Source organism: Mycobacterium hainanense, assembly GCF_041890355.1.
GTDB lineage: Bacteria > Actinomycetota > Actinomycetes > Mycobacteriales > Mycobacteriaceae > Mycobacterium > Mycobacterium hainanense.
In genome coordinates this window covers 3,969,836-3,995,674 of sequence record NZ_CP169059.1, presented here as the reverse complement: position 1 = coordinate 3,995,674, position 25,839 = coordinate 3,969,836, and the positions used below count along the sequence as shown (strand labels likewise).

26 protein-coding genes and 1 pseudogene are annotated in these 25,839 nt (G+C 69.7%); 21 read left to right on the top strand and 6 right to left on the bottom strand.

Translation table 11 applies throughout. From position 1 onward, the window contains the following. Nucleotides 1–8: 8 nt before the first annotated feature. On the top strand, nucleotides 9–2,468 hold the full coding sequence (locus ACEL92_RS18570) for a [protein-PII] uridylyltransferase (protein ID WP_374022162.1): 2,460 nt from the start codon (nucleotides 9–11) through the stop codon (nucleotides 2,466–2,468). Between the two features lie 144 nt (nucleotides 2,469–2,612). Further along, nucleotides 2,613–3,704 carry a diguanylate cyclase domain-containing protein gene (locus ACEL92_RS18565; RefSeq protein WP_374022161.1) on the top strand — a complete coding sequence of 364 codons (1,092 nt, stop codon included), beginning with the start codon at nucleotides 2,613–2,615 and terminating at the stop codon, nucleotides 3,702–3,704. Here ACEL92_RS18565 and ACEL92_RS18560 read toward each other — a convergent pair whose 3' ends face one another. Next, a complete protein-coding gene (locus tag ACEL92_RS18560; RefSeq protein ID WP_374022160.1) occupies nucleotides 3,705–5,438 on the bottom strand; it encodes a DEAD/DEAH box helicase in 1,734 nt (577 codons plus the stop codon). It lies immediately after the preceding gene. A gap of 104 nt (nucleotides 5,439–5,542) precedes the next feature. After that, entirely contained in the window at nucleotides 5,543–6,337 is a 795-nt protein-coding gene (locus tag ACEL92_RS18555) for an alpha/beta hydrolase (RefSeq protein WP_374022159.1), read from the bottom strand. Between the two features lie 153 nt (nucleotides 6,338–6,490). Here ACEL92_RS18555 and ffh point away from each other — a divergent pair, with 153 nt between their 5' ends. The 5 genes and pseudogenes from ffh (at nucleotide 6,491) to ACEL92_RS18530 (ending at nucleotide 11,949) form a co-directional block, all read left to right on the top strand. Beyond that, a complete protein-coding gene (gene ffh, locus ACEL92_RS18550) occupies nucleotides 6,491–8,050 on the top strand; it encodes a signal recognition particle protein (RefSeq protein WP_374022158.1) in 1,560 nt (519 codons plus the stop codon). Between the two features lie 47 nt (nucleotides 8,051–8,097). Beyond that, a pseudogene (locus ACEL92_RS18545) lies at nucleotides 8,098–8,265 on the top strand (hypothetical protein); the annotation flags it as partial. Between the two features lie 14 nt (nucleotides 8,266–8,279). Further along, nucleotides 8,280–9,371: an amidohydrolase family protein gene (locus ACEL92_RS18540; protein ID WP_374022157.1), complete on the top strand. Its 1,092-nt coding sequence runs from the start codon at nucleotides 8,280–8,282 to the stop codon at nucleotides 9,369–9,371. Nucleotides 9,372–9,515: 144 nt separating this feature from the next. Next, on the top strand, nucleotides 9,516–11,345 hold the full coding sequence (locus ACEL92_RS18535) for an amidohydrolase family protein (RefSeq protein ID WP_374022156.1): 1,830 nt from the start codon (nucleotides 9,516–9,518) through the stop codon (nucleotides 11,343–11,345). A 1-nt stretch (nucleotide 11,346) separates the two neighbouring features. Further along, nucleotides 11,347–11,949, top strand: a complete 603-nt coding sequence (locus ACEL92_RS18530; protein WP_374022155.1) for a TetR/AcrR family transcriptional regulator — start codon at nucleotides 11,347–11,349, stop codon at nucleotides 11,947–11,949. Here ACEL92_RS18530 and ACEL92_RS18525 read toward each other — a convergent pair. Then, nucleotides 11,944–12,819 (bottom strand): D-alanyl-D-alanine carboxypeptidase family protein, encoded by an 876-nt coding sequence (locus ACEL92_RS18525; RefSeq protein ID WP_374022154.1) that lies wholly within the window; start codon nucleotides 12,817–12,819, stop codon nucleotides 11,944–11,946. The two genes, ACEL92_RS18530 and ACEL92_RS18525, sit on opposite strands and share 6 nt — an antisense overlap. A 59-nt stretch (nucleotides 12,820–12,878) precedes the next feature. Between ACEL92_RS18525 and ACEL92_RS18520 the strand changes: the two genes are divergently transcribed. The 5 genes from ACEL92_RS18520 to trmD all read left to right on the top strand — a co-directional run bounded on the left by ACEL92_RS18520 (nucleotide 12,879) and on the right by trmD (nucleotide 15,566). Further along, a complete protein-coding gene (locus tag ACEL92_RS18520) occupies nucleotides 12,879–13,298 on the top strand; it encodes a nuclear transport factor 2 family protein (protein ID WP_374022153.1) in 420 nt (139 codons plus the stop codon). A 175-nt stretch (nucleotides 13,299–13,473) separates the two neighbouring features. Then, nucleotides 13,474–13,995 (top strand): 30S ribosomal protein S16, encoded by a 522-nt coding sequence (rpsP, locus tag ACEL92_RS18515; RefSeq protein WP_374022152.1) that lies wholly within the window; start codon nucleotides 13,474–13,476, stop codon nucleotides 13,993–13,995. A gap of 7 nt (nucleotides 13,996–14,002) precedes the next feature. Further along, complete coding sequence (locus ACEL92_RS18510; RefSeq protein ID WP_003878715.1) at nucleotides 14,003–14,245, top strand: RNA-binding protein; 243 nt, start codon at nucleotides 14,003–14,005, stop codon at nucleotides 14,243–14,245. A gap of 17 nt (nucleotides 14,246–14,262) precedes the next feature. Beyond that, nucleotides 14,263–14,784: a ribosome maturation factor RimM gene (rimM, locus tag ACEL92_RS18505; protein ID WP_374022151.1), complete on the top strand. Its 522-nt coding sequence runs from the start codon at nucleotides 14,263–14,265 to the stop codon at nucleotides 14,782–14,784. Next, a complete protein-coding gene (gene trmD / locus ACEL92_RS18500; protein WP_374022150.1) occupies nucleotides 14,781–15,566 on the top strand; it encodes a tRNA (guanosine(37)-N1)-methyltransferase TrmD in 786 nt (261 codons plus the stop codon). The genes rimM and trmD overlap by 4 nt, the downstream gene beginning before the upstream one ends. On the opposite strand, the gene ACEL92_RS18495 is transcribed toward trmD, so the two are convergent. Continuing rightward, nucleotides 15,563–16,549, bottom strand: coding sequence for a hypothetical protein (locus tag ACEL92_RS18495; protein ID WP_374022149.1), 987 nt, complete (start codon nucleotides 16,547–16,549; stop codon nucleotides 15,563–15,565). The genes trmD and ACEL92_RS18495 overlap by 4 nt on opposite strands. Before the next feature lie 352 nt (nucleotides 16,550–16,901). On the opposite strand from ACEL92_RS18495, the gene rplS reads away from it, so the two are divergent. From rplS to ACEL92_RS18475, 4 genes are all read left to right on the top strand, one after another. Further along, entirely contained in the window at nucleotides 16,902–17,243 is a 342-nt protein-coding gene (rplS, locus tag ACEL92_RS18490) for a 50S ribosomal protein L19 (RefSeq protein ID WP_007775353.1), read from the top strand. A gap of 69 nt (nucleotides 17,244–17,312) precedes the next feature. Continuing rightward, entirely contained in the window at nucleotides 17,313–18,203 is an 891-nt protein-coding gene (gene lepB / locus ACEL92_RS18485) for a signal peptidase I (RefSeq protein ID WP_374022148.1), read from the top strand. Between the two features lie 2 nt (nucleotides 18,204–18,205). Next, nucleotides 18,206–19,009: a ribonuclease HII gene (locus ACEL92_RS18480; protein ID WP_374022147.1), complete on the top strand. Its 804-nt coding sequence runs from the start codon at nucleotides 18,206–18,208 to the stop codon at nucleotides 19,007–19,009. 4 nt (nucleotides 19,010–19,013) lie between these two features. Next, on the top strand, nucleotides 19,014–19,319 hold the full coding sequence (locus ACEL92_RS18475) for a DUF2469 domain-containing protein (RefSeq protein WP_007171389.1): 306 nt from the start codon (nucleotides 19,014–19,016) through the stop codon (nucleotides 19,317–19,319). A 7-nt stretch (nucleotides 19,320–19,326) separates the two neighbouring features. Here ACEL92_RS18475 and ACEL92_RS18470 read toward each other — a convergent pair whose 3' ends face one another. After that, a complete protein-coding gene (locus tag ACEL92_RS18470; RefSeq protein ID WP_374022146.1) occupies nucleotides 19,327–20,094 on the bottom strand; it encodes a GAF and ANTAR domain-containing protein in 768 nt (255 codons plus the stop codon). A gap of 269 nt (nucleotides 20,095–20,363) precedes the next feature. On the opposite strand from ACEL92_RS18470, the gene ACEL92_RS18465 reads away from it, so the two are divergent. The 4 genes from ACEL92_RS18465 (at nucleotide 20,364) to ACEL92_RS18450 (ending at nucleotide 24,237) form a co-directional block, all read left to right on the top strand. Beyond that, nucleotides 20,364–21,344 (top strand): SDR family oxidoreductase, encoded by a 981-nt coding sequence (locus ACEL92_RS18465; protein ID WP_374022145.1) that lies wholly within the window; start codon nucleotides 20,364–20,366, stop codon nucleotides 21,342–21,344. Between the two features lie 70 nt (nucleotides 21,345–21,414). Then, the gene (fdhD, locus tag ACEL92_RS18460) at nucleotides 21,415–22,233 is read left to right on the top strand and encodes a formate dehydrogenase accessory sulfurtransferase FdhD (RefSeq protein ID WP_374022144.1); all 819 of its coding nucleotides are present in this window, start codon (nucleotides 21,415–21,417) and stop codon (nucleotides 22,231–22,233) included. A 115-nt stretch (nucleotides 22,234–22,348) separates the two neighbouring features. Then, nucleotides 22,349–22,726 (top strand): YraN family protein, encoded by a 378-nt coding sequence (locus ACEL92_RS18455; RefSeq protein ID WP_374022143.1) that lies wholly within the window; start codon nucleotides 22,349–22,351, stop codon nucleotides 22,724–22,726. Next, nucleotides 22,726–24,237, top strand: a complete 1,512-nt coding sequence (locus ACEL92_RS18450) for a YifB family Mg chelatase-like AAA ATPase (protein WP_374022142.1) — start codon at nucleotides 22,726–22,728, stop codon at nucleotides 24,235–24,237. The genes ACEL92_RS18455 and ACEL92_RS18450 overlap by 1 nt, the downstream gene beginning before the upstream one ends. Before the next feature lie 14 nt (nucleotides 24,238–24,251). Here the strand turns inward: ACEL92_RS18450 and ACEL92_RS18445 are convergent, their stop codons facing one another. Further along, the gene (locus ACEL92_RS18445) at nucleotides 24,252–24,527 is read right to left on the bottom strand and encodes a DUF4190 domain-containing protein (protein ID WP_374022141.1); all 276 of its coding nucleotides are present in this window, start codon (nucleotides 24,525–24,527) and stop codon (nucleotides 24,252–24,254) included. 113 nt (nucleotides 24,528–24,640) lie between these two features. Here ACEL92_RS18445 and dprA point away from each other — a divergent pair, with 113 nt between their 5' ends. Further along, nucleotides 24,641–25,807, top strand: coding sequence for a DNA-processing protein DprA (dprA, locus tag ACEL92_RS18440; protein ID WP_374022140.1), 1,167 nt, complete (start codon nucleotides 24,641–24,643; stop codon nucleotides 25,805–25,807). Nucleotides 25,808–25,839 lie beyond the last annotated feature (32 nt).

Below are 25,839 nucleotides of genomic sequence, written 5' to 3'. Positions count from 1 at the left end.
GGGAGGGCATGACCAGCCCCCTCGACCGGCCATCTGAAGCGGGGACAGAAAGCGCCGGCGGGGCAGCCGATTTGGCTGCCTCGCGGCGCCGACTGCTGTCTGAGGGTCGCGAGCTTGGTCCCGCGGAGCTGCGCAAGGCCTGGCTGGAGCTGCACGAATCCTGGCTGGTGGCCAAGGCCGACGAGATCGGCATCACCGACGGCAGCGGTTTCGCGGTCGTCGGGGTCGGCGGGTTGGGCAGGCGCGAGCTGCTGCCGTATTCGGATCTGGACCTTATGTTGTTGCACGACAACAAGTCTGATGAGGTGCTGCAGCGGGTCGCCGACGGTCTGTGGTACCCGTTGTGGGACGCCAACGTTCGGCTCGATCACAGCGTGCGGACGGTGCCGGGGGCCCTGGGTGTGGCCAACAGCGACCTTGTGGCGGCGTTGGGCATGCTGGACGCGCGCCACATCGCCGGGGACGAGCGGCTGTCGGCGGAACTGATCGACGGGGCGCGACGCCAATGGCGCAGCGCGATTCGATCCCGCATGGACGAGCTTGTCGCGATGACATACGAACGCTGGCAACGGTGTTGGCGCATCGCGCAGCGGGCCGAGCCGGACCTCAAGTCGGGCCGCGGCGGCCTGCGCGACGTCCAACTGCTCGACGCGCTGGGCGTCGCGCAGCTCATCGACCGCCACGGCATGGGCCATCCCGACGCGCCGGGGGGCTCGCTGGACGCCGCGTACCTGACGATGCTCGACGTGCGCACCGAACTGCACCTGGTGTCCGGGCGCGGACGCGATCAACTGCTGGCGCAGTTCGCCGACGAGGTGAGCGCCGCGTTGGGCGTCGGGGATCGATTTGCGTTGTCCCGCTTGCTGTCCAGCGCCAGCCGCACGATCTCCTACCACGCCGAAACCGGGCTGCGGACCGCGCAGAACGCGCTACCCCGACGCGGCCTCACGGCTTTCGTGCGACGCCCGCGGCGCCGACCGTTGGACGAGGGTGTGGTCGAGTACGACGGCGAGGTGGTGCTCGCCCGCGACGCCCACCCCCAGACCGATCCCGGGTTGGTGCTGCGCGTCGCGGCCGCGTCGGCGGCCACCGGCCTGCCCATGGGTGCGGGCACGCTCAAGCGGCTGGCCGACAGCGTTCCGGACCTGCCCTCGCCGTGGCCGCGGGAGGCGCTGGACGACCTGCTGGTCGTGCTTTTGGCCGGGCCCGCGACGGTCAACACCATCGAGTCGCTGGACCGAACCGGGCTGTGGGGTCGTCTCTTCCCAGAGTGGGACGCGGTGCGCGACCTGCCGCCGCGCGACGTCTCGCACAAGTGGACCGTCGACCGGCACATCGTCGAAACCACCGTCAACGCCGCGCCGCTCACCACGCGCGTGGCGCGGTCGGACTTGCTCGCGCTCGGCGCGCTGCTGCACGATATCGGCAAGGGGCGCGGTACCGACCACTGCGTGCTCGGCGCGGAACTGGCCATCCCGATCGCCAACAGGCTGGGCCTGTCCAGCGACGACACGGCCACGCTCGCGGGCATGATCCGTCATCACCTGCTGCTGCCGGTGACGGCCACCCGGTGCGACCTCAACGACCCCGACACCATCGAATCGGTGGCCGCGGCGCTGAATGGCGATCCGCAGCTGCTCGAGCTGCTGCAGGCGCTGGCGGAGGCCGACTCCAAGGCCACCGGGCCCGGGGTATGGAGTGACTGGAAGGCTTCCCTGATCGAGGACCTGGTCCGCCGCTGCCGGCTGGTGATGGCGGGGGAGCCGCTTCCCGAGGCGGAACCGATTGCGCCGCATCACCTTTCGCTGGCGGCCGACCGCGGTGTGCACGTGGAGATCAAACCCAATGATCGCGAGCGCCTGACCGCGGTGATGATCGCGCCCAACCAGCGGGGGCTGGTGTCGAAAGCCGCTGCGGTGCTGGCGTTGAACTCGCTGCGAATCCATTCGGCGTTGGCCAACATTTACGAGGACGTCGCCATCGTCGAGTTCGTCGTGTCCCCGGTGTTCGGTTCGCCGCCCGAATCAGGTTTGCTGCGACAACAATTCAACGGAGCCCTGGCCGGTGACCTCGACGTCCTGGGCACGCTGGAGAAGCGTGACAGCGACGCCGTCAGCGCCGCGACCGCGCGGGCAGGCGAGATTCAGGCCGGGGTGCCCGTCACCCGGTCGACCGCCCCGCCGCGCATCCTGTGGCTCGACGCGGCGACCGCCGGCCAGTTGATCTTCGAGGTCCGCGCCATGGATCGCCTGGGGCTGCTGGCGCTGTTGACCCGCGCGCTGGAACAGGCGGGGGCCGACATCGTCTGGGCCAAGGTCAACACGTTCGGTTCGACGGCCGCGGACGTGTTCTGCGTGTCGGTCCCGGCCGAGGCCGAGCACGACGCGCGAGCCGCGATCGAAGAGCATTTGCTCGCCGTGTTGGGTGGCCCCGCGGTCGAAGTGCTCCAAGAGCCGGTCGGCGACTAGCCTTCACGGTCAAGGGTCCGCGCTTGGCAGCATTTGCTCACAGCCCGCGCGTGCGGTCAATGCACCGACCCCCCGATCGTGTTAAAACTGACCAAGCGTCGGGGGGCAAATCCGCCGCTGGACACGCCGGTGGAAGGGCAACCGATGAAGGGGCTGGCCGCGTGGTGGCGACAGCCCGACCACTTTGATTGGTTGACCGGCTATCTGCAATCCCGGGGGCTGAGTACGGCGGCCCGCCGGATGTTTGCGTTGATCTCCGCTTCGCTCGCGTTTTATCCGGCTGATGTCCTGTTGGGGCCGAGGCCCTTCCGGCCGGTCACTCTGCTGGTCGCCGTGCTGATCGGCATCGTCGGCTTGAGCATCGCGGCGGTGTGGCTGTCGAACTGGCCCACGCGTCACCAATCGATCCGTCTAGCGATGACCGGCAGCGTCTGCATCGCCACGGGCGCCCTGTCGCAGGCCAACCCACTGGTCGCCCTGATGGCGTGCACTGCGCTGGCGATCCCCGGTGGCTACCTCGCGTTCTTCCACACGGCCAGGTACATGACGCCGAATTTCGTGCTGGCCGGAACGGTCGGCGCCATCGAGGTGGCGCGCCTGGCGGCGGCCGGGCAGTCGATGCTCGCCGTCAACGCCTACTCCTTGCTACTTGAACTCAATGTCATTGTCCCACTTGGTATCCAGGCCGCCGTGCGGGCGTTGGGCATGGATTTGCTGCGAACCGACCGCGATCCGCTGACCGGCCTGCTGAACCGCCGGGCCTGCGACCGAGCCATCGTCGGGCGGATCATCGCCAGTGCCAACCATGCTTGTTTGGTGGTGGCCATGATCGATCTGGACCGCTTCAAAGACCTCAACGACAGCCAGGGGCATGCGGCCGGCGACGCGGCGCTGGTAGCGGTGGCTCGCGCATTGACCACCGTCTGCACGGACACCGCGCTCATCGGCCGCGTGGGCGGAGAGGAATTTCTGGTCGCCGAAATCGTGAAGACGGCAGAGCCTCTCGCGTGGGGTCGACGACTGTGTGGCGCGGTGGCCGAGGCGGCATCGTCGGTGACCGCCAGCATCGGAACCGCGACTCTGGCGTTGAGCAAGGTCGGCAGCGACGACGCCGAGCGAGCCTATCGTCAGCTGGTCGCCGATGCCGACACCGCGATGTATGAGGCCAAGCGGCGCGGCGGGAACCACGCTCGACACTATTCGCCGCAGCAAGCCGGCGAAGGTTCCTCGCGTTGACTAAGCGTGCTCGGCGTTGAGGTGCCGCAGGGCCTCGATCCGCGCCTGGATCTGCTCGCGGGTCGCTGCGGCGATCGGCGGTCCCCCGCAGCGACGGCGAAGTTCGCTGTGGATCCAGCCGTGCGGCTTGCCGGTGCGGTGGTGGGTGGCCGACACCAGCGAGTTCAACTCGCGACGCAGGTCGCGCAGCTGACCGTGCAGCGTCGGGGCCGCGGACACCGGGGCCGGCGCGCCCTGCGCGGCCCGTCGCTGCAGCTGCTCGTCCTGGCGGCGGTGCAGCAGCGCCCGCATCTGCTCGGCGTCGAGGAGGCCCGGGATGCCGAGGTAGTCGGCCTCCTCGTCGCTGCCGGCCGGCGCCGCGGTGCCGAACGACGACCCGTCGAAGATGACCTGATCCAGCTCCGCGTCGGCGCCCAATGAGGTGAAGCCGTTGTCGGCTTCGGTCTTCTCGGTCTGCGTTCTGGTGGCCGGATCACCGTCGAGGGGGTCCTCGGCCGGGCGATGCGGCTCCCCGAGCACGTGATTGCGTTGGGCCTCCAGCTCGCTGGCGAGCTGCAGCAGGTTGGGCACCGACGGCAGGAAGATGCTCGCGGTCTCGCCGGCGCGGCGCGACCGGACGAACCGGCCGATGGCCTGCGCGAAGAACAGGGGCGTCGACGCGCTGGTGGCGTAGATCCCGACCGAGAGCCGCGGCACGTCGACGCCCTCGGAGACCATGCGCACCGCGACCAGCCATCGGCTGGTGCCGGCGGCGAAGTCGCTGATGCGGGCGGACGAACCGGGATCGTCGGACAGCACCACCGTCGGCGCCTCCGAGGTCAGCTTCGTCAGCAGGGCGGCGTAGGCGCGGGCCGCCGTGCGGTCGGAGGCGATGATCATGCCGCCGGCGTCGGGCACGTGCTCGCGCTTCTGGCGCAGCCGTTGGTCGGCGGCCGCGATCACCGCCGGCATCCATTCCCCGGCGGGGTCGAGCGCCGTGCGCCAGGCCCGCGCCGTGTGCTCGGCCGTCAGCGGCTCGCCCAGCCGCGCGGCGTGCTCCTCGCCGGCGCTGTCCCGCCAGCGGGCCTCGCCGGAGTAGGCCAGGAACACCACCGGTCGGACCACCCCGTCGGCCAGAGCCTCGGCATAACCGTAGGTGTGGTCGGCCCGCGAACGCCGCACCCCGTCGGCTCCGGATTCGTAGGCCACGAACGGGATGGGGCTGTCGTCGCTGCGAAAGGGCGTCCCCGTCAGGGCGAGCCGGCGGGTGGCATCGCCGAAGGCCTCACGGATGGCGTCACCCCACGTCTTGGCATCGCCGCCGTGGTGGATCTCGTCGAAGACGACCAGCGTCTTGCGCTGTTCGGTGCGCACCCGGTGCAGCGTCGGATGCGCGGCGACTTGGGCGTAGGTGACCATCACGCCGTGGTACTCGCCCGACATGCGGGCGTTGGAGTTGGAGAACTTGGGGTCCAGCGCGATGCCGTGCCGCGCGGCGGCCTGCGCCCATTGCACTTTGAGGTGCTCGGTGGGCACCACGACGGTGATCTGCTCGACGGCACGCTGGCCCAGCAGTTCGGCCGCCACCCGCAACGCGAACGTCGTCTTCCCGGATCCCGGGGTCGCCACGGCCAGAAAATCCCGCGGTTGTCCGGTGAGGTATTTGACCAGCGCCCTGCGCTGCCATCCGCGCAGCGCCCGGCCGCCGCTGTCGTCGACGGAGGTCTCCGTGCGAGCGAGCGGTTGCACGGACATTTCCCCCCGGTGGTTGTAGTTTTCGGTGTGGCCAGCCTGGTTAGGCGATGGCTGTGAAATCTAGCACGCCAACGCTTTTCGGCGCAGTAGCGACTCGAGCGTGATTAGCGCGCCTGGCCCGCCAGGTCGCGCGCGGCCAGCCACCCGCGGATGTGTTCGGCGACGTCAGCCCAGCCCGGCTCGAGCATCATGTTGTGTCCCATCGGGAAGAACTGCGGCTCGGTCCGGTAGGCGCGCGCCGTGGCGCGTACCTCGCCGACGCTGACGAACCCGTCGTACTCGGCGCCCAGGACCAGGATCGGGGTGCTCACACGCCGGGTTCGGACGCGGCGGAGCACCGGATCGGTCATGGCGGCGCGGACGCTTTCGGCTCCGGCGCGTTGCCTGCAGGATTCGACGATGGCCTCGGGCGTGTCGGCGCAGAACAGGTACTCGCGGGCCAGCGCCGGGGTGGCGAGGAATCGCAGCAACGTGCGATCGCTCCAGGCCTCCATGGTCATCGACGGCCGGCGGCGCCAGACCCGCAACGCCAAGGTGAGCACGCCCTGCGGCGGGACGGAGCCCACCAGCACCGCCGCCGGCGCGCTGCGGTCTTCGAGGTAGCGCTGGACGACGAAGCCGCCCAGCGAATGGCCGATCAGCACCGGCCCGCCGCCCAGTTCGTCGGCGACCGAACCGACGTCCTCGATGTAGTCGGCGATGGAAACCTTGTGCGGCGGCTTGGCCGTCGGGCTGCCCCCGTGCCCGCGCAGGCTCATCGCGACCGCGCGATAGCCCGCGTCGGCGAAGAAGTCCAGGAAGTGCTCCCAGCACCACGCGCCGTGCCAGCCGCCGTGCACGAACAGCAGCGGCACCGGATGGTCTCGGGTACAGGATCCTTTGTCGATCACCTCGAGCATCAGCCCATTCAATAGCGCGCTCGCCTGCGCCGGTGCCCGTTCGCCAGATATAAACCATTGCGACTGTCCCGGCGCGTCGTCGCAGCCGTTTATGTGTCGCGGTCGACCGACGGCGCCGAGCCGGCCAACCCATACAACCACTAGGCTGGCGGGGTGTTTGAATCGCTGTCCGACCGGTTGACCGGTGCACTTCAGGGACTACGCGGCAAGGGTCGACTGACCGACGCCGACATCGAGGCCACCACCCGCGAGATCCGGTTGGCGCTGCTGGAAGCCGACGTGTCGTTGCCCGTGGTCCGGGCCTTCGTCACCCGGATCAAGGACCGCGCCCGGGGTGCCGAGGTCTCCGGTGCGCTCAACCCGGCGCAGCAGGTCGTCAAGATCGTCAACGAAGAGCTCATCGGCATCCTCGGCGGCGAGACCCGCCAGCTGGCGTTCGCCAAGACACCGCCGACCGTGGTGATGCTCGCCGGTCTGCAGGGTTCCGGAAAGACCTCGCTGGCCGGCAAGCTGGCCGCCTGGCTGCGCGGCCAGGGACACACCCCGCTGCTGGTGGCCTGCGACTTGCAGCGGCCGGCCGCCGTGAACCAGCTGCAAGTCGTCGGCGAGCGCGCCGGCGTGCCGGTGTTCGCGCCCCATCCCGGCGAATCCCCCGAATCCGGGCCCGGCGACCCGGTCGCGGTGGCGGCCGCCGGCCTTGCCGAGGCTCGGGCCAAGCACCACGACGTCGTCATCGTCGACACCGCGGGGCGCCTGGGCATCGACGAGGAGCTGATGGCCCAGGCCGCGGCCATCCGCGACGCCGTCAACCCCGACGAGGTCCTGTTCGTGCTCGACGCGATGATCGGGCAGGACGCCGTCACCACCGCGGAGGCCTTCCGCGAGGGCGTCGGCTTCACCGGCGTCGTGCTGACCAAACTCGACGGCGACGCCCGCGGTGGCGCCGCGCTGTCGGTCCGCGAGGTGACCGGCGTCCCAATCCTTTTCGCCTCCACCGGCGAGAAGCTGGAGGACTTCGACGTCTTCCACCCCGACCGGATGGCCAGCCGCATCCTGGGCATGGGCGACGTGCTGAGCCTGATCGAACAGGCCGAGCAGGTCTTCGACGCCGAGCAGGCCGAGGCCGCCGCCGCCAAGATCGGCACCGGCGAGCTGACGCTCGAGGACTTCCTGGAGCAGATGCTCGCCATCCGCAAGATGGGTCCGATCGGCAACCTGCTGGGCATGCTGCCCGGGGCCGGACAGATGAAGGACGCGCTGGCCCAGGTCGACGACAAGCAACTCGACCGCTTGCAGGCCATCATCCGCGGCATGACGCCCGAGGAGCGGGCCGACCCGAGGATCATCAACGCCTCGCGGCGGCTGCGTATCGCCAACGGGTCCGGCGTCTCGGTGTCCGACGTCAACCAGCTGGTCGACCGCTTCTTCGAGGCCCGCAAGATGATGTCGTCGATGCTCGGCGGCATGGGCATCCCCGGCATGGGCCGCAAATCGGCGACCCGAAAGGCCAAGGGCGCCAAGGGCAAGAAGGGCAAGAAGGGCGGACGCGGTCCGACTCCGCCCAAGGTCCGCAACCCGCTCGGCGCCGGGATGCCCGGCATGCCGGCCGGGTTCCCCGACCTGTCGCACATGCCGGAGGGCCTCAATGAGCTGCCGCCGGGGTTGGCGGACTTCGACCTGTCCAAGCTCAAGTTCCCAGGCAAGAAGTCGTGACGATCGCGAGCGCGGCGGAGCCGGGCGAAGCGGGTCGTCACCGTAGGAACGTGACGATCGCGAGCGCGGCGGAGCCGGGCGAAGCGGGTCGTCACCGTGGGAACGTGACGATCGCGAGCGCGGCGGAGCCGGGCGAAGCGGGTCGTCACCGTAGGAACGTGACGATCGCGAGCGCGGCGGAGCCGGGCGAAGCGGGTCGTCACCGTAGGAAGTAGCCCGCACCGTGCGCATGCACGTGCGAGGTCTCGCGCTGCCCGGCGAGACGCCGATCGAGCTGTGGATCGTCGACGGCCGCATCAGCGCCGAACCGGTTGCCGGCGCCGACACCGTCTTCGGCTCGTCTGGGTTTCACGGCTGGATCTTGCCCGGCCTGGTCGACGCGCACTGCCACGTGGGGCTCGGTGAGCGCGGGGAGATCCCGCTGGACGACGCGATTGCCCAAGCCGAGGTTGAGCGCGACGTCGGTGCGCTGCTGTTGCGGGACTGCGGCTCACCCACCGACACCCGCAGCCTCGACGACCACGACGACCTGCCCCGCATCATCCGGGCGGGGAAACATCTGGCCAGGCCGAAACGCTACGCGGCCGGCTTCTCCCGCGAGCTGGAAGACGAGTCGCAGCTGCCCGAGGCGGTCGCGGAAGAGGCGCGCCGCGGGGACGGCTGGATCAAGCTGGTCGGCGACTGGATCGATCGCAGCGTGGGGGACCTCGCGCCGCTGTGGTCGGACGACGTGCTCAAGGCGGCGATCGACACCGCGCACGCCCACGGCGCCCGCGTCACCGCGCACGTCTTCAGCGAGGACGCGCTGCCCGGCCTGATCAACGCCGGCATCGACTGCATCGAGCACGGCACCGGTCTTACCGACGACAGCATCGAGCTGATGGTCGAGCGCGGCACTGTCCTGGTTCCCACGCTGGTCAACATCGTCGAGAACTTCCCCGGCATCGCCGACGCCGCCGCCGCGAAATACCCGATCTACGCCGCCCACATGCGTGATCTGCATGCCCGCGGCCCGGGGCGGCTCGCCGCGGCCCGCGACGCCGGTGTGCCGATCTACGCGGGCAGTGACGCGGGCACCATGGTCGCCCCCGGGCGCATCGCCGACGAGGTCGAGGCGCTCAAGGGCATCGGGATGAGCGGGGGCGAGGCGTTGGGCGCGGCGTGCTGGGACGCCCGCCGCTGGCTGGGCCGCCCCGGCCTCGACCACGGCGCGTCCGCGGACCTGGTGTGCTATTCGCAGGACCCCCGGTCGGGCCCGGCCGTGCTGCAGCGACCGGACCTGGTGATATTGCGCGGCAAGGTGTTTCGCCCTTCGGCGTAGCCCCCGCGCCGGATGGCGTCGGCGGCCAACGGCGTGGGCGACGCGCCGCCGGGTGTGCCGGTTGCCGACCCGACGACATTCCCTTCGGCCCCGGTAGGGGGCCGACACGCCGCATCCCAAAAAGATTGCGAGTGCTTGCTATCTATGTTACCGTCCATTTCACCGCGACGAGTGGAGGCAAAAGTGGCGTACGACGTGATCATCCGCGACGGGCTGTGGTTCGACGGCACCGGTGCTGCGCCGCAGACCCGCACGCTGGGCATCCGCGGCGGCGTGGTGGCGACGGTGTCCGACGGCCCGCTGGACGAAACGGGTTGCCCCGACGTGATCGACGCGGCGGGCAAGTGGGTCATGCCGGGATTCATCGACGTGCACACCCACTACGACGCCGAGGTGTTGCTTGACCCGGGTCTGCGGGAGTCCGTGCGCCACGGTGTGACCACCGTGTTGCTGGGGAACTGCTCGCTGTCCACCGTGTACGCCAACTCCGAGGACGCCGCCGACCTGTTCAGCCGCGTGGAGGCCGTGCCCCGCGAATACGTCTACGGCGCTTTGCAGAACAAGACCTGGTCCTGCGCGGCGGACTACATCAAGGCGATCGACGCCCTGCCGCTCGGACCGAATATCGGCTCCCTGCTTGGCCATTCGGACCTGCGGGCGGCGGTGATGGGCCTCGACCGGGCCACCGACGCCGCCGTCCGGCCCACCGACACCGAGGTGGAGCGGATGGCAAGCCTGCTCGACGAGGCGCTCGACGCCGGGTTGCTCGGCATGTCGGGGATGGATGCGGCCATCGACAAACTCGATGGGGAACGCTTCCGGTCGCGGGCGCTGCCGTCCACCTTCGCGACGTGGCGCGAGCGGCGCCGGCTGATCAAGGTGCTGCGCAAGCGCGGCCGCATCCTGCAGAGCGCCCCCAACGTGAGCAAGCCGGCGACCGGGATACTCTTCTTCCTCGCCAGCAGCCGTATCTTCAACCGGGGCAAGGGCGTTCGCATGAGCATGCTGGTATCCGCTGACGCCAAGTCGATGCCGCTGTCGGTATACGTCTTCGGCCCGGGGGCTCGCCTGCTCAACAAGCTCCTGGGTGCCAGCGTGCGATTCCAGCATCTGCCGGTGCCGTTCGAGTTGTACTCCGACGGGATCGACCTGCCGGTCTTCGAGGAGTTCGGCGCCGGAACCGCCGCCCTGCACCTGCGGGACCAGTTGCAGCGCAACGAGTTACTGGCCGACAAGGAATACCGCCGGCAGTTTCGGCGCGAATTCGACCGCATCAAACTCGGGCCGTCGCTGTGGCACCGCGACTTCCACGACGCGGTCATCGTCGAATGCCCCGACAAGTCGTTGATAGGCAAGAGCTTTGGCGCCATCGCCGACGAGCGCAAACTGCATCCGCTCGACGCGTTCCTCGACGTGCTCGTCGAGAACGGCGAACGCAATGTGCGCTGGACGACGATCGTGGCCAACCATCGCCCCAAGCTGCTCGACGCGCTCGCCAAGGAGGGCAGCGTGCACATGGGCTTCTCGGACGCCGGCGCGCATCTGCGCAACATGGCCTTCTACAACTTCCCGCTGAAGCTGCTCAAACGCGCCCGCGACGCCTACCGGGCCGGCGCGCCGTTCATGTCGACCGAGCACGCGGTGCATCGGCTGACCGGCGAACTCGGGGAGTGGTTCGGCATCGACGCCGGCACGCTGCGCCAGGGCGACCGCGCGGACTTCGTGGTGATCGACCCGGCCGGCCTCAACGAGGCGGTCGAGGGCTATTACGAGGAGGAGGTGCCCTTCTACGGCGGCCTGCGGCGCATGGTCAACCGCAACGACGACGCGGTCGTCGCGACCGGCGTGGGCGGCGCCGTGGTCTTCCGCGGGGGCCGGTTTTGCGAGGGCTACGGCCAGACCGTCAGGTCCGGCCGCTACCTGCGCGCGGGCCAGCCGCACCGCGGCCGGACCGCCGTGTCAATCGGGGCCTGACGTGGCCAGGACCCAGCAGCAGCGGCGCGAGGAGACGGTGGGCCGGCTCCTCGACGCCTGCATCGACACCATCATCGAGGTCGGGTACGCCCGGGCGTCGGCCGCCGTGATCACCAAGCGTGCCGGCGTGTCGGTGGGCGCCCTGTTCCGGCACTTCGAGACCATGGGCGAGTTCATGGCGGCGACGGCGTCCGAGGTGCTACGCCGTCAGCTCGAGACGTTCACCAAGCGGGTCGCCGAAATCCCGCCCGATCGGCCGGCGCTCGAAGCCGCTCTGGCGATCCTGCGCGACGTCACCGCCGCCCCGGCCAACGCGGTGATCTATGAACTGCTGGTTGCCGCGCGTACCGACGAAAAGCTCAGGGACACTTTGCAACACGAGCTGCGGCAGTACTCCACCAAGATTCTCGAAGCCGCCCGCACCCTGCCCCGCGCCGAGAGCTTCCCCGAGGAGACGTTCCCGGTTCTGGTAGCGGTGCTGACCAATGTGTTCGACGGGGCCGCGGTGGTGGAGGGGGTGCTGCCGCAGCCGCAGATCGCCGAGCAACGGATCCCGCTGCTGATGACGCTGCTGTCCGCGGCGGCCCCGGACGCGGGCCTATAGCGAGCCGATGCTGGACTGCGGGTTGAGCGCGAAACCCCAGTCGAACAGCGTCGCGGCCTGGTCCCAGTAGCTCGGCCCGCCGGCCTTGACCAGGCCGTACATCATCGCGATGACCAGCCGCCTGCCGCCGCGGGCGGCCGCGCCGACAAAGGTCTTGCGCGCGGCGTCGGTGAACCCGGTCTTGCCGCCGATCGCACCGGGATAGCGCTGCAACAACTCGTCCTGGTTGACGATCGGTTGATCCCCGTGGTCGCCGGGAAACATCGCCGACGGCTCGGCGGTGATCTGGGCGAACACCGGATTGGCCATCGCGGCGCGGAAGATGACGGCCAGGTCGTGCGCCGTCGACGACCCGGATCCGCCGGGCCCGTCGAGGCCGGACGGCGTCGCGGCATGGGTGCTCGTCGCGCCCAGGGAGGCGGCCTTGGCGTTCATCTTCGCGACCGTGGCGTCGGGTCCGCCCAGCATGTGCGCCAGCGTGTTGGCGGCGTCGTTGCCCGAGACCAGCAGCAGGCCATCCAGCAGCTGGCGCGCGGTGTAGAGGCGGCCCGGTTTGACGCCGACACAGTTGCACTCCACCTCGGTGTCGGCGGTATCGGCGACCACGGTGGAATCCAGGCTCACCTGGTCCAGGGTCACCAACGCCAGCAGCACCTTGATGGTGCTCGCCGGCGGGTGGGGCACGTTCTGGTCGCGGCCGGCCAGCACCTGACCGCTATCCAGGTCGGCGACGATCCAGGTCTGGGCCGGGCCGTCCGGGATCGGCATCGAGCCGACTGGCTGCATGCTGTCGGCCCACGACGTGGGGACGGCGGCGCCGCCCGCGCCGACCATCAGCACGGCCGCGGCTGAGGCGAGGACCTTACGCATGGGCCGAAAGTCTAACTTCCTGGTCTTTTAACCGCCGATTTTCGTCTACTGTCCGATGCATGTTGAGCCTGGCCGAGATTTCCGACCGCTTAGAGATCCAACAGCTGCTGGTGGACTACTCCACCGCGATTGACCAGCGCCGATTCGACGATCTCGACAACGTGTTCACCGACGACGCGTACATCGACTACACCGCGCTCGGCGGCATCGAGGGCCACTACCCGGAGGTCAAGAAGTGGCTGTCCGAGGTGCTGCCCAACTTCCCGGTGTACGCGCACATGCTGGGCAACTTCTCGGTGCGGATCGACGGCGACAAGGCGTCGTCGCGGGTTATCTGCTTCAACCCGATGGTGCTCGGCGGCGACAGCGATGAGGTGTTGTTCTGCGGGCTCTGGTACGACGACGAGTTCGTCCGCACGCCCGCGGGTTGGCGGATGACCCGCCGGGTGGAGACGAAGGTCTTCCAGAAGGTCATGTAGGGCTCGCGATCGCCGCGATTTCTGGCGCGGCGGCCTGTTCTGGCACAATGGGCGGCTGTCCGCCGAGCGATTACGCATCGCTTCGTGGTCAGACACGCGAGGCAAAACCGGATCCGGGCATCCCGCCCCGATCGCTGAATTGCAGCGTGACGCACACAGGAGAATTCGCTTAACCATGGCTGTGAAGATCAAGCTCACCCGGCTCGGCAAGATCCGCAATCCTCAGTACCGCATCGCCGTCGCCGACGCGCGGACGCGGCGCGACGGCCGCTCCATCGAGGTCATCGGTCGCTACCACCCGAAGGAAGACCCGAGCCTCATCGAGATCAACTCCGAGCGCGCCCAGTACTGGCTGTCCGTGGGCGCTCAGCCCACCGAGCCCGTCCTCAAGCTGCTGAAGATCACCGGTGACTGGCAGAAGTTCAAGGGTCTGCCGGGCGCCGAGGGCCGCTTGAAGGTCGCCCCGCCCAAGCCCAGCAAGCTGGAGTTGTTCAACGCCGCGCTGGCCGAGGCCGAGGGCGGCCCGACCACCGAGGCCGCGAAGCCGAAGAAGAAGGCCCCGGCGAAGAAGGCCGCGAAGGCCGCCGAGCCGGAGGCCGTCGCGCCGCAGGCCGCCGCCGAGGCGCCCGCTGAAGCCGCACCGGCCGAGACGGCCACCGAGGGCGGCGAGCAGGCCGAGCCGAGCACCGAAAGCTGACGCGACGATGAGCACGGTCGTCGTTGACGCGGTGGAGCACCTGGTCCGCGGGATTGTCGACAACCCCGACGATGTCCGGGTGGACATGGTGACCAGTCGCCGCGGCCGAACTGTCGAGGTCCACGTCCATCCCGACGACCTGGGCAAGGTGATCGGTCGCGGTGGTCGCACCGCGACCGCCCTGCGCACGCTGGTCGCCGGTATCGGTGGTCGCGGTATCCGCGTCGACGTGGTGGACACCGACCAGTAGCCACTCATGGAACTCCGTTGGAGTTGACGGTCGGGCGCGTCGCGAAGGCGCACGGGATCGGCGGCGAGGTTGTCGTCGAGATCCGCACCGACGACCCTGACGCCCGATTTGCGCCCGGTAAAACGTTGCGCGGCAGGCCTTCCCGCGGCGGCACGGAACGTGACTTCGTCGTCGAAAGTGCGCGTGAACACGGTGGGCGGCTGCTGTTGCGATTGGCCGGAGTCACCGATCGTGACGCCGCCGACGCGCTGCGCGGAACCCTGTTCGTCGTCGATTCCGATGACCTGCCCCCCATCGACGAGCCGGACACCTACTACGACCACCAGCTCGAAGGGCTGCACGTCCGGACCGTGACGGGCCAGGACGTCGGTGTCGTCGCCGAGGTACTGCACACCGCCGCCGGCGAGCTGTTGGCGGTGCGCCGGGCCGACGGCGGGGAAGCGTTGGTGCCGTTCGTCGGCGCGATCGTCACGGTGGTGTCACTCGACGACGGTGTCGTCGAGATCGACCCGCCCGAGGGCCTGCTGGATCTGGCATGAGAATCGACGTCGTCACTATTTTTCCCGCCTTTCTGGACCCGCTGCGGCAATCGTTGCCGGGCAAGGCGATTCAGTCAGGCCTGGTCGACTTGCGGGTGCACGACCTGCGCGGGTGGACGCACGACGTGCACCGCTCGGTCGACGACGCGCCCTACGGGGGCGGTCCCGGAATGGTGATGAAGGCGCCGGTGTGGGGCGAAGCGCTGGACGAAATCTGTTCGGCTAAAACGGTGTTGGTGGTGCCCACGCCCGCCGGTGGGTTGTTCACGCAGGACCACGCACAGCGCTGGAGCGCCGAGGAGCACCTGGTGTTCGCGTGCGGTCGCTACGAGGGCATCGACCAGCGGGTCATCGACGACGCCGCCCGGCGGATGCGGGTGGAGGAGGTCTCGATCGGTGACTATGTCCTGCCGGGTGGGGAGTCGGCGGCCGTGGTGATGATCGAGGCCGTGGTGCGCCTGCTGGAGGGAGTGCTCGGCAATCCCGCCTCGCACCTGCACGATTCGCATTCGCCGGCGCTGGACCGGCTGCTCGAGGGGCCCAGCTACACCCGGCCCCCGAGCTGGCGCGGGCTCGACGTACCCGAGGTCTTGCTATCCGGCGACCACGCGCGCGTCGAGGCGTGGCGGCGGGAGCTTTCGGTGCAGCGCACCCGCGAACGGCGCCCCGAGCTGCTGGGCCCCTCGGATTCGCAAAGCGGCGATGCGCTCCGCGAAGTGGAGCGAGGTGAGGGTGTCACCGGCCGGGAAGCGGCGAGGGGACAAGCCGGGCAATCCGATTAGAGCCCGCGCCGCAGCGGGTCGATCCGGCCTTCGGGAAATATGGTCTTGACCGCCCGGGTGATGGTCTCGCGCGCGGTGGCGTCGTCGGAGGGCTGCAGGGACTGCACCACCATGATGTAGCGACGGTCCGCGCCGATCACCCCGGTCGACAGGTGCATCCAATCGCTGCCGATGCAGCACATCCAGCCCTGCTTGACCGCCACCGGTTCGGCGTACAACCCCTCCGGGATGCCGAAGCGCTGCGGATAGCCGTCGAGCCCGTTCGGCGTGGACTGGGCCAGGTCGTCGACGATGAGCTTCGCCTTGTCCGGCGGCAGGCCGCCGGACCCGTCGAGCAGCATCTCGTAGTAGCGGACCAGGTCGGTCGTGGTGCTCATGGTGTTCCACCAGCGTCCGTCGCTGGGCGGCGTGGTCGACGCCAGACCGTAGCGGGCCGCGACCGCGGTAATGATCGCGTTCTCGCCGCCCTGGGCCCAGAACCTCTCGGCCGCGCCGTCGTCGGAGGACTGCAGCATGATGTCCAACGCCTGCCGGTCGTCGGCGCTCAGCGCGGCCTTGCCCTCGGATTCGTGCAGCAGCAGGTCGTCGGCGATGAACAGCTTGGCCACCGATGCGGTGCCGATGACCTGGCTGTTGCCGGTGGAAACCAGCTGATGGGTCTTGCGATCGAGAATCGCCACCGACAGGGCCGCCCCGCCGGCTGCGGCCTCGTCGGTCGCACGCTGCACCCGCGCCTGCAGGCCGACGGGTCCCGCGCTGGGCGCCTGCTGCTCCGGGGGCGGCTGCTGCTCGGGCTGCGTGGGCTTGACCGCCTCGAGCATCAGCTGCGCCCGCTGCGGGGGCGGCTGGTGCAGGCCCCGGTCGGGGCTGACGTACACCGGGAAGTTGTAGACCTTGGCCTGGACCTTCGCCTCGCAACCGGCGGCCACCACCAACGCCACCGCCGCTGTGGCGGTGAACAAAGTCAGCGGCCGAACGCGCATTCCTCTCCTCCGACTGGCTCGGACGCACCGAAGTGCAAGGCGCGGGCCGCGTCACGCCACCTGATCCGGCCGTCACGCAAGGTCCGGTAGCGCGTTCTGGCCCCGTTCATATGTACCATTCACCAGCGTTTTCGGCTCGCTGCGAACCGCGTCGGAAGCTGTGATTTTCGTGGGAACCGCCCTGTCTGGCACAATTGACCAGTTGTCTCCAGCGGTTGCTGGCCGGCCAGGCCGCTTCCCACCTGCTGCGAGATGCGCGCAAGTTGCCCAAAACCATCGGCTTGGCGACCGCCTCACACCCCGGGTGAGGGCTGTTGCCGCAGGCCGCGACCGCAAGGAAGTGCCTTCTAAGATGAACCGCCTGGACTTCGTCGACCAAGCGTCGCTGCGCGACGACATCCCGGTTTTCGGCCCGGGCGACACCATCAACGTGCACGTCAAGGTCATCGAGGGCGCCAAGGAGCGGATCCAGGTGTTCAAGGGCGTGGTGATTCGCCGACAGGGCGGCGGCATCCGCGAGACCTTCACCGTGCGCAAGGAGAGCTACGGCGTGGGCGTCGAGCGGACCTTCCCGGTGCACTCGCCCAACATCGACCACATCGAGGTGGTGACCCGTGGCGATGTCCGCCGAGCCAAGCTGTACTACCTGCGTGAGCTCCGCGGCAAGAAGGCCAAGATCAAGGAAAAGCGCTGAGCTGGGACGGCCGGGTGGCAGTTCCGGTCGGTTTACAGCGACACAATCTGCGCTGGCTACTCTGATCTCGTGACCGATCCCACGGACTCGCCTGAGCCCCCGTCCGCCCAGTCAGAGCCGAAGGTCTCCACCCGCATCCCGGATCCGTCCGACGGCGAGGCCCCGAAGGCCGCCGAACCGGTTCCCGAGCCGGCGGACGCGCCCGACGAGGACGCGCCGGAACGCACCAAGCGATCCGCCCTGCGGGAATTCGCGCTGCTGGCGGTCATCGCGGTGACGCTCTATTACGTGATGCTGACGTTCGTGGCGCGGCCCTACCTGATCCCGTCGGAGTCGATGGAGCCGACGTTGCACGGGTGCGCCGGCTGCGTCGGTGACCGGATCATGGTCGACAAGATCACCTATCGCTTCGACCCGCCGCGCCCGGGCGACGTCATCGTCTTCAAGGGGCCGCCGTCGTGGAACCTCGGCTACAAGTCGATCCGGTCCAACAACACCGTGCTGCGCTGGGCGCAGGACGCGCTGTCCTTCATCGGGTTCGTGCCACCCGACGAGAACGATCTGGTCAAACGGGTCATCGCGGTCGGAGGGCAAACGGTGCAGTGCCGCGCCGACACCGGGTTGACGGTCGACGGCAAGCCGCTCAAGGAGCCCTATTTGGATCCGGCCACCATGATGGCCGACCCGTCGGTGTACCCGTGCCTGGGCAGCGAGTTCGGGCCAGTCTCTGTCCCGCAAGGGCGGCTGTGGGTGATGGGCGACAACCGGACCCATTCGGCGGATTCCCGCGCGCACTGCACCAGCGTTCCGGCCGAAGCGCTCAAGGGCGTGCTGTGCACGGGAGATCCGACGTCGGGGACCGTGCCGGTGTCCAACGTGATCGGCAAGGCGAGGTTCATCGTGTGGCCGCCGGGGCGCTGGGGTGGCGTGTCTTCGGTGAACCCGCAGCAGCATCAGTAGCCATGGCCACGACGTGGCCGCCGCGGACGGTGATCCGCAAGGCCGGGGGTTCCCGGGGAATGCGCACCTTGGAATCCGCGCTGTACCGCAGCGGGCTGGGCCCGGTCGCCGGCGTGGACGAAGTCGGCCGCGGCGCCTGCGCGGGCCCGCTGGTGGTGGCCGCCTGTGTGCTTGGCCCGGGACGGCTGGAAAGTCTTGCGGCGCTTGATGATTCGAAGAAGCTCACCGAGGCTGCCCGGGAGAAGCTGTTCCCGCTGATCCGTCGCTACGCGCTGGCCTACCACGTGGTGTTCATCCCGCCGGCCGAGGTGGACCGGCGCGGCGTGCACGTCGCGAACATCGAGGGCATGCGGCGTGCCGTCGCCGGCCTGCCGGTGCGGCCTGGGTACGTGCTGAGCGACGGATTCCGCGTCCCCGGGCTACCGGTGCCGTCGCTGCCGGTCATCGGGGGCGACGCGGTGGCGGCCTGCATCGCCGCGGCCAGCGTGCTGGCCAAGGTGAGCCGGGACCGGCTGATGGTCGACTTGGAGGCCGACCACCCGGGTTACGGCTTCGCCGAGCACAAGGGCTACAGCACGCCCGCGCACAGCGCGGCGCTGACGCGGCTCGGGCCCTGCCCCGAACACCGCCATTCGTTCATCAACGTCCGGCGCGTGGCCATAGGGTCACAAGGGTCGGGTAGTCGCGTGGTGACCGAATGCGGACCGGCCCTCCGCCCGCGCGCGGCGGATATCGGTGAGGAAAGATGGGACCAGGATTCCCTGGGCGGAACGCCGGGGAAGTGTTTCTCCGAGAAGGACGTCTGAACAGATGAGTGCCGAGGATCTCGAAAAGTACGAAACCGAGATGGAGCTCTCGCTGTACCGCGAATACAAGGACATCGTCGGACAGTTCAGCTATGTCGTGGAAACCGAGCGGCGGTTCTACCTGGCCAACAGCGTCGAGATGGTGCCGCGCAACGCCGACGGCGAGGTGTATTTCGAACTGCGACTGTCCGACGCGTGGGTGTGGGACATGTACCGGCCGGCGCGGTTCGTCAAGCAGGTGCGGGTGGTGACGTTCAAGGACGTCAACATCGAAGAGGTGGAAAAGCCCGAGCTGCGGCTGCCTGAATAGCCGGGAGCTAGCCGCCCCCCAGGACCTGCTTGTCGTCCGGGGACGGCAGCTCGCCGCGTTTCTGAATCACCTCGCGGGCCACGTCGGCCAGCTTGATGTTGAGCGCCTGAGAATGGCTCCGCAGCAAGTCGAACGCCTGCTCCTCGGTCATGTCGTGGAGCAGCATCAACATGCCGACCGCCTTGCCGATCTCACGGTTGGTCAGCAGGCCCCGGCGCAGGCTGCTGGCGTCCTCGCCCTTGGCGACCGCGTTGATGGCCACGCTGGCGAACGCGGCCAGCACCGCCGCTCGCCCTGCCGATTCGGCGTCGAAGATGTTGGGGGTGTCGCTGAACAGGTTGAGCGCGGCGCCCTTGCGCTTGTCCACCAGCAGCCGAAAGCCCATCGCCCCGCGCACCGGGGTCTCGGCCACCAGGACCTTCGCCAGGTGGGGCCACAGCGACGGCGTCCTCAGGTCGGGATCGATCTGCGGGGTTTCCTCCTCGATCGCGTCGACGCACGGCCCGTCGCCGGACCGCCGTTCCAGCTCGTCGATCTGCTGCGCCAGCTGGTCACTCGCACCCACGGTGACGTACCGGTCGCCGTCACGAAGCAGCAGGCTGGCGTGGTCACAACCGGGGACCACCAGGGTGGCGGCGACGCAGATGGCCGCGTACATCTGGGCGACGTCCGAGCCCTGGTAGATGATCTCGGCGAGCGCGGCGAAAACCGTCCCGGGGTCGGCTTTCTCCCCGCCGGCCGCCGGTGGGCCCGCGGCCGTCGATTCGTCGCTCATGCTGTGCCTCTTTCCCCGCGCAATGCCGTCTGACCCCGCGTCGATCGCCGTAGATTATCTGTCCTGCGCGCGCGCCTCACACGCTGTTCGGCTCGATTGCACGAATCGCACGAGCCCGGATCGCCAGCGCGCGGACGACGAAGCCGCCCGCTGACCGTCCGGATACCCCCGCCGGGGGCGTTCACGACCGGCGCAGCGCTGGGTCGGTGGTACGGGTGACGTTTCCCACCCCTGGTTTCGGCGAGGCTGCGAGGGGAAAGAGCCTTGGAGTGGGAATTACCGTCGCGGTGACCGGGCCGACCGGCGAGATCGGGATGTCGGCGGTGACGGCGCTGGAGCGCGAACCCGCCGTGGACGCCATCATCGGGATGGCACGCCGGCCGTTCGACCCGTCGTCGCGCGGCTGGCAGAAGACCACCTACCAGCAGGGCGACATCCTGGACCGCGAGGCCGTCGACGCCTTGGTGGCGCAGGCGGACGTGGTGATCCACCTGGCGTTCATCATCATGGGGTCGCGGGAAGAAAGCGCCCGGATCAATCTGCAGGGCACCCGCAACGTCTTCGAGGCGACGGTCGCCGCCGAGCGGCCCCGGCGGCTGGTGTACACGTCGTCGGTGGCCGCCTACGGGTATCACCGCGACAACCCCGACCCGCTGACCGAGGACGTGCCGGCGCGGGGATCCGAGGAGCATTACTACTCCGAGCAGAAGGCGGCGTGTGAGGCGCTGCTCGGCGAGATCACCAAGGAGTCGGCGCTGGAGGTCTTCGTGTTGCGGCCGTGCATCGTCGCCGGCCCCAACGCCACCGCCCTGGCCGACGCGATGCCGTGGAACCAACTGCCCGCCCCGATGCGGGCCGTGGTCAAGGCGGTGCCGGTCTTGAAGCCGGTCGTCCCGGATCCGGGCTACCCGTTGCAGCTGGTGCACCACGACGACGTCGCGAGCGCGATCGCGCTGGCGGCCACCACGCCGGCGCCCCCCGGCGCGTACAACATCGCCGGTGACGGCGTCGTCACGGTGGCCGACGTGGCCAGGGCCCTGGGTGGCCGCCCGGTCCGGGTGCCCGCCGTCGCGGCCACCGCGGCCTCGGCGGCGCTCTCGCGGGTGCCGCTCGTGCCGTCGATGCTGGAATGGCTGCACACCGCGCGCACGTCGATGGTCATGGACACCACTAAGGCGCGCACCCAACTCGGCTGGCGGCCGGTCCACTCGTCGGCGGAAACCCTGACCGCGCTGGCCGCGGCGCTCTGAGGCCGGGGTAGTTTTGCTGTGTGAGGTTTCAGCGCTGCGCCGCGATCCCCGCCGACGGTGAAATCGCCTCGTGCGACGCGTAACTGCGCGCCGTCGGGTGACGCACGTGGCCGCCGGGGAAGCCATCACCCGGCCCGAGACCCTGGTCGTCGAGGAACCGCTCGAGATTCGGGTGAACGGCGCGGCGGTCACCGTGACCATGCGCACGCCTGGGGCGGATTTCGAATTGGCGCAAGGCTTTCTACTGACCGAGGGCATCATCGCCGGCCGCGACGACGTGCAGACCATCCGCTATTGCGGCGGCGCCGTCGACGGCGCGAACACCTATAACGTCCTGGACGTGACGTTGGCCGCCGGCGTCACGGTCCCCACCCTCGACGTGACCCGGAACTTCTACACCACCTCCTCGTGCGGCGTCTGCGGCAAGGCGTCGCTGGATGCGGTGCGGCTGATCGGCCGCTTCGCCCCCGGCGCGGATCCCGCGACGCTCGCGGCGACCACGCTCGAGACCATGCCCAGCCAACTCCGCACCGCGCAAAAGGTTTTCGACAGCACCGGTGGGCTGCACGCCGCCGCCTTGTTCGGGGTCGACGGGACCATGTTCGCGGTGCGCGAGGACGTCGGCAGGCACAACGCCGTCGACAAGGTCATCGGCTGGGCGGTGGAGCAGCGCCGGGTGCCGCTGGCCGGCTCGGTGCTGCTGGTCAGTGGGCGAGCCTCCTTCGAGTTGACGCAGAAAGCGGTGCTCGCCGGCATTCCGGTGCTGGCCGCCGTGTCCGCGCCGTCGTCGCTGGCGGTGTCGTTGGCCGAGGAGTCGGGGATCACGTTGGTCGCCTTCCTGCGCGAGGACTCGATGAACATCTACACCAGGGCCGACCGCATCGGCTAGGCGTATTCGCCCGGTTGTGGATGAACGCGGCACTGGGGACAACCGGCCGCCGCGGACGGCTCACACGCGCCGCCGTGGCGCCGCCGTGTCGGAGCCGGCCCGCACAGTGGCCCGCATGACGACCGAAACGATGATGACCCGGGTCCAGCTCGGCGCGCTGGGTGAGGCGCTCGCCGTGGACCACCTGGCGAGGGCGGGATTGCGCGTCTTGCAACGCAACTGGCGTTGCCGCTACGGCGAATTGGACGTCATCGCCTGCGACGACTCCACCCGTACGGTGGTCTTCGTCGAGGTGAAGACCCGTACCGGCGACGGCTACGGCGGGCTGGCGTACGCGGTCACCGAGCGCAAGGTCCGCCGGTTGCGCCGCCTGGCCGGGCTGTGGCTGGCGGGCCAGGACACGCGCTGGGCGGCGCTGCGCATCGACGTGATCCGGGTGCGGGTCGGGCGCCGGCGCACCCCCGAGATCACCCATCTGCAAGGGATCGGCTGATGGCGCTGGGCCGCGCGTTCTCGGTCGCCGTCCGCGGCGTGGACGGACAAACCGTGGAGATCGAAGCCGACATCAGCTCCGGGTTGCCCGGCGTTCACCTGGTGGGTCTGCCGGACGCCGCCCTGCAGGAATCCCGCGACCGGGTCAGGGCTGCGGTCACCAACTGCGGCAACAGTTGGCCGCAGGCGCGGCTGACGCTCGCGCTCTCACCGGCGACGCTGCCCAAGATGGGGTCGGTCTACGACATCGCCCTGGCCGCGGCCGTCCTGTCGGCGCAGCGAAGAAACCCGTGGGACCGCCTGGAGAAGACGGTGCTGCTGGGCGAGCTGTCGCTGGACGGCCGGGTGCGCCCGGTGCGCGGCGTGCTGCCGGCGGTGCTGGCCGCCAAGCGCGACGGCTGGCCTGCCGTCGTCGTCCCGGTCGACAACCTGGCCGAAGCCAGCCTGATCGATGGCATCGACGTCTGGGGAGTGCGCACGCTGGGGCAGTTGCAGAAATGGCTCAGCGGCTCCGCCGCCCTGCACAACCGGATCACCACCACGTCCAGCCCGCCGGAACCCTCGGTGGATCTGGCCGACGTGGTCGGGCAGACGCAGGCGCGGTTCGCGGTGGAGGTGGCGGCCGCCGGGTCGCACCACCTCATGCTCACCGGGCCGCCGGGCATCGGCAAAACGATGCTCGCCCAACGGCTTCCGGGGCTGCTTCCGCCGCTGTCGGAGAGCGAGTCACTCGAGGTCACCGCGATCCATTCGGTGGCCGGGCTGCTGTCGGGGGAGACCCCGCTCATCACCAAGCCGCCGTTCGTGGCGCCGCATCACAGCTCGAGCGTCGCGGCGCTCGTCGGCGGCGGTTCGGGCATGGCGCGGCCCGGCGCGGTCAGCCGCGCGCATCGAGGGGTGCTCTTCCTCGACGAATGCGCGGAGATCAGTGTCGGCGCGCTGGAAGCCTTGCGAACTCCGTTGGAGGATGGGGAGATCCGTCTCGCCCGACGCGACGGTGTGGCCTGCTACCCGGCCCGATTTCAGCTGGTGCTGGCGGCCAACCTGTGTCCCTGCGCGCCCGCCGACCCGCAGGACTGCGTCTGTGCTGCCGCGGCCAAGCGCCGCTACCTCGGCAAGCTGTCCGGTCCACTGCTGGACCGAGTGGACCTGCGGGTGGAGATGCACTCGGTGCGCGCCAATGCGATGTCCGGCGGTGAAGCCGAGTCGACGGCGCAGGTTCGGGAGCGGGTGGCCCAGGCCCGCGCGGCCGCGGCCGAGCGGTGGTCGCCGCACGGATTTCGCACCAACGCCGAAGTCAGCGGGGCGCTGTTGCGCCGAAAGTTCCGCCTCGGCAACGCGGCGATGACTCCGCTGCAACGGGCACTGGATCGTGGGGTGCTCAGCATCCGGGGCTTGGACCGGACTTTGCGGGTCGCGTGGAGCCTGACCGATCTGGCCGGCGGGGTGTCGCCCGGGCTCGAGGAGGTCGCGGCCGCGCTCAGCTTCCGGCAGCCGGGGGCGCAGCGATGAGCGCCGAACGCGAATCACCAGTAGGCGTTGGTCAACCAGTCGTTGTGCCCGCCGCTAACCGCTATCGCGACCGTCACCAGGATGGCGAGCGCCCGGGCGAACTGCGCCATGGCGCGACCGCGTTCGCCGCGCCGTTCCATGTCGCGCAACGCGACGAACGCGAGGACGCCACTCAGGATCGGGATGGGCAGGCCGCACCAGCTGACCAGGCTCAGCGCGAACGCCGCGATCGCCCAAGGGTTGGTTGGGCGCGCGGGGGGCGCGAGCCGGGTCGGCGGGCAGACGATCATTGTTCGCTCCCTTCGTTGCCGGCCGCGCGATGGCGAATGGTGGTCGACGGCAACACATTCGCGTATGGGGCTAAACAAATCCTTGGCGAATACTTGGAATCCGGAGCGTCCCGATGCTGACCGCGGTCGACGATCCCGTGCTGCGCGCCTGGGCATACCTGTCCCGGGTGGCCGAGCCGCCCTGCGCCGGGCTGGCCACCCTGGTGCGGTGCGTCGGCCCGGTGGAGGCGGCCGACCGGGTGCGACGCGGGCTGGTCGACGACGATCTCGCGCGGCACACCGAGGCGAGGCGTGAAACCGATTGTGCGGCAGCCGATCTAGAGCTTCTCGCCCATCGTGGGGGACGGTTGATCACGCCCGACGACGACGAGTGGCCGCTGCTGGCGTTCGCCGCCTTCGCCAACGCCTCGGGCAAAGCGCACGGCGCGGCCCCGATGGTGCTGTGGGCGCTGGGCCCCACCCGGCTCGACGAGGTGGCGCACCGTGCGGCGGCCGTGGTGGGAACGCGGGCCGCGACGGCATATGGCGAGCAGGTGGCCGAGGACTTGGCGGTCGGGCTGGCCCAGCGGGAGGTGGCCGTCGTCTCCGGCGGCGCCTACGGCATCGACGGCGCGGCCCACCGGGCGGTGCTGAACGCCGAGGGCATCACCGTGGCGGTCCTCGCCGGCGGGCTTGACATTCCGTATCCGAGCGGCCATGCGGCGCTGTTGCATCGCGTCGGCCAGCAGGGGCTGCTCTTCACCGAATACCCGCCGGGCGTTCGGCCCGCCCGCTACCGATTCCTGACCCGCAACCGGCTGGTGGCCGCCGTCGCCGGGGCCGCGGTGGTCGTGGAAGCGGGGCTGCGCAGCGGCGCGGCGAACACCGCGGCGTGGGCGCGGGCGCTGGGGCGGGTGGTGGCCGCGGTGCCCGGGCCCGTGACGTCGTCGGCGTCGGCCGGCTGCCACGCGCTGCTGCGCAACGGCGCCGAACTGGTTACCCGGGCCGACCACATCGTCGAGCTCATCGGCCGCATCGGCGAGCTGGCCGCCGAAGAACCGCGCCCGGCGACCGCACTCGACGGGCTGAGCGACGCCGAGCGCCGGGTGTACGAGGCGCTGCCGGGCCGCGGCGCCGCAACCGTCGAGCAGCTCGCGGTCGCGTCGGGGCTGGCGCCCGAGCGGGTGTTGGGTCCCCTGGCGATGCTCGAGCTGGCCGGGTTGGTGTGCCGCCAGGAGGGCAGGTGGCGACTCGTCCGCGCAGCGAGCGGCCAAGCTGCGTCGACGCCGCGGCTCGTATAGTCGACGGGGGTCGGGCGGGGACAGGAGGACAA

Excerpts from the sequence above, each read along its gene's own strand:
- ACEL92_RS18495 (WP_374022149.1), bottom strand. The coding sequence starts at position 16,549 with ATGCGCGTTCGGCCGCTGACTTTGTTCACCGCCACAGCGGCGGTGGCG.
- ACEL92_RS18470 (WP_374022146.1), bottom strand. The coding sequence starts at position 20,094 with ATGAGCGACGAATCGACGGCCGCGGGCCCACCGGCGGCCGGCGGGGAG.
- rpsP (WP_374022152.1), top strand. The coding sequence starts at position 13,474 with ATGGCTGTGAAGATCAAGCTCACCCGGCTCGGCAAGATCCGCAATCCT.
- ACEL92_RS18450 (WP_374022142.1), top strand. The coding sequence starts at position 22,726 with ATGGCGCTGGGCCGCGCGTTCTCGGTCGCCGTCCGCGGCGTGGACGGA.
- trmD (WP_374022150.1), top strand. The coding sequence starts at position 14,781 with ATGAGAATCGACGTCGTCACTATTTTTCCCGCCTTTCTGGACCCGCTG.
- ACEL92_RS18510 (WP_003878715.1), top strand. The coding sequence starts at position 14,003 with ATGAGCACGGTCGTCGTTGACGCGGTGGAGCACCTGGTCCGCGGGATT.
- ACEL92_RS18480 (WP_374022147.1), top strand. The coding sequence starts at position 18,206 with ATGGCCACGACGTGGCCGCCGCGGACGGTGATCCGCAAGGCCGGGGGT.
- ACEL92_RS18570 (WP_374022162.1), top strand. The coding sequence starts at position 9 with ATGACCAGCCCCCTCGACCGGCCATCTGAAGCGGGGACAGAAAGCGCC.
- ACEL92_RS18555 (WP_374022159.1), bottom strand. The coding sequence starts at position 6,337 with ATGCTCGAGGTGATCGACAAAGGATCCTGTACCCGAGACCATCCGGTG.
- dprA (WP_374022140.1), top strand. The coding sequence starts at position 24,641 with ATGCTGACCGCGGTCGACGATCCCGTGCTGCGCGCCTGGGCATACCTG.
- ACEL92_RS18475 (WP_007171389.1), top strand. The coding sequence starts at position 19,014 with ATGAGTGCCGAGGATCTCGAAAAGTACGAAACCGAGATGGAGCTCTCG.
- ACEL92_RS18535 (WP_374022156.1), top strand. The coding sequence starts at position 9,516 with ATGTTACCGTCCATTTCACCGCGACGAGTGGAGGCAAAAGTGGCGTAC.
- ACEL92_RS18445 (WP_374022141.1), bottom strand. The coding sequence starts at position 24,527 with ATGATCGTCTGCCCGCCGACCCGGCTCGCGCCCCCCGCGCGCCCAACC.
- rplS (WP_007775353.1), top strand. The coding sequence starts at position 16,902 with ATGAACCGCCTGGACTTCGTCGACCAAGCGTCGCTGCGCGACGACATC.
- ACEL92_RS18565 (WP_374022161.1), top strand. The coding sequence starts at position 2,613 with ATGAAGGGGCTGGCCGCGTGGTGGCGACAGCCCGACCACTTTGATTGG.
- ACEL92_RS18540 (WP_374022157.1), top strand. The coding sequence starts at position 8,280 with ATGCACGTGCGAGGTCTCGCGCTGCCCGGCGAGACGCCGATCGAGCTG.
- ACEL92_RS18520 (WP_374022153.1), top strand. The coding sequence starts at position 12,879 with ATGTTGAGCCTGGCCGAGATTTCCGACCGCTTAGAGATCCAACAGCTG.
- ACEL92_RS18560 (WP_374022160.1), bottom strand. The coding sequence starts at position 5,438 with ATGTCCGTGCAACCGCTCGCTCGCACGGAGACCTCCGTCGACGACAGC.
- ACEL92_RS18455 (WP_374022143.1), top strand. The coding sequence starts at position 22,349 with ATGACGACCGAAACGATGATGACCCGGGTCCAGCTCGGCGCGCTGGGT.
- ACEL92_RS18525 (WP_374022154.1), bottom strand. The coding sequence starts at position 12,819 with ATGCGTAAGGTCCTCGCCTCAGCCGCGGCCGTGCTGATGGTCGGCGCG.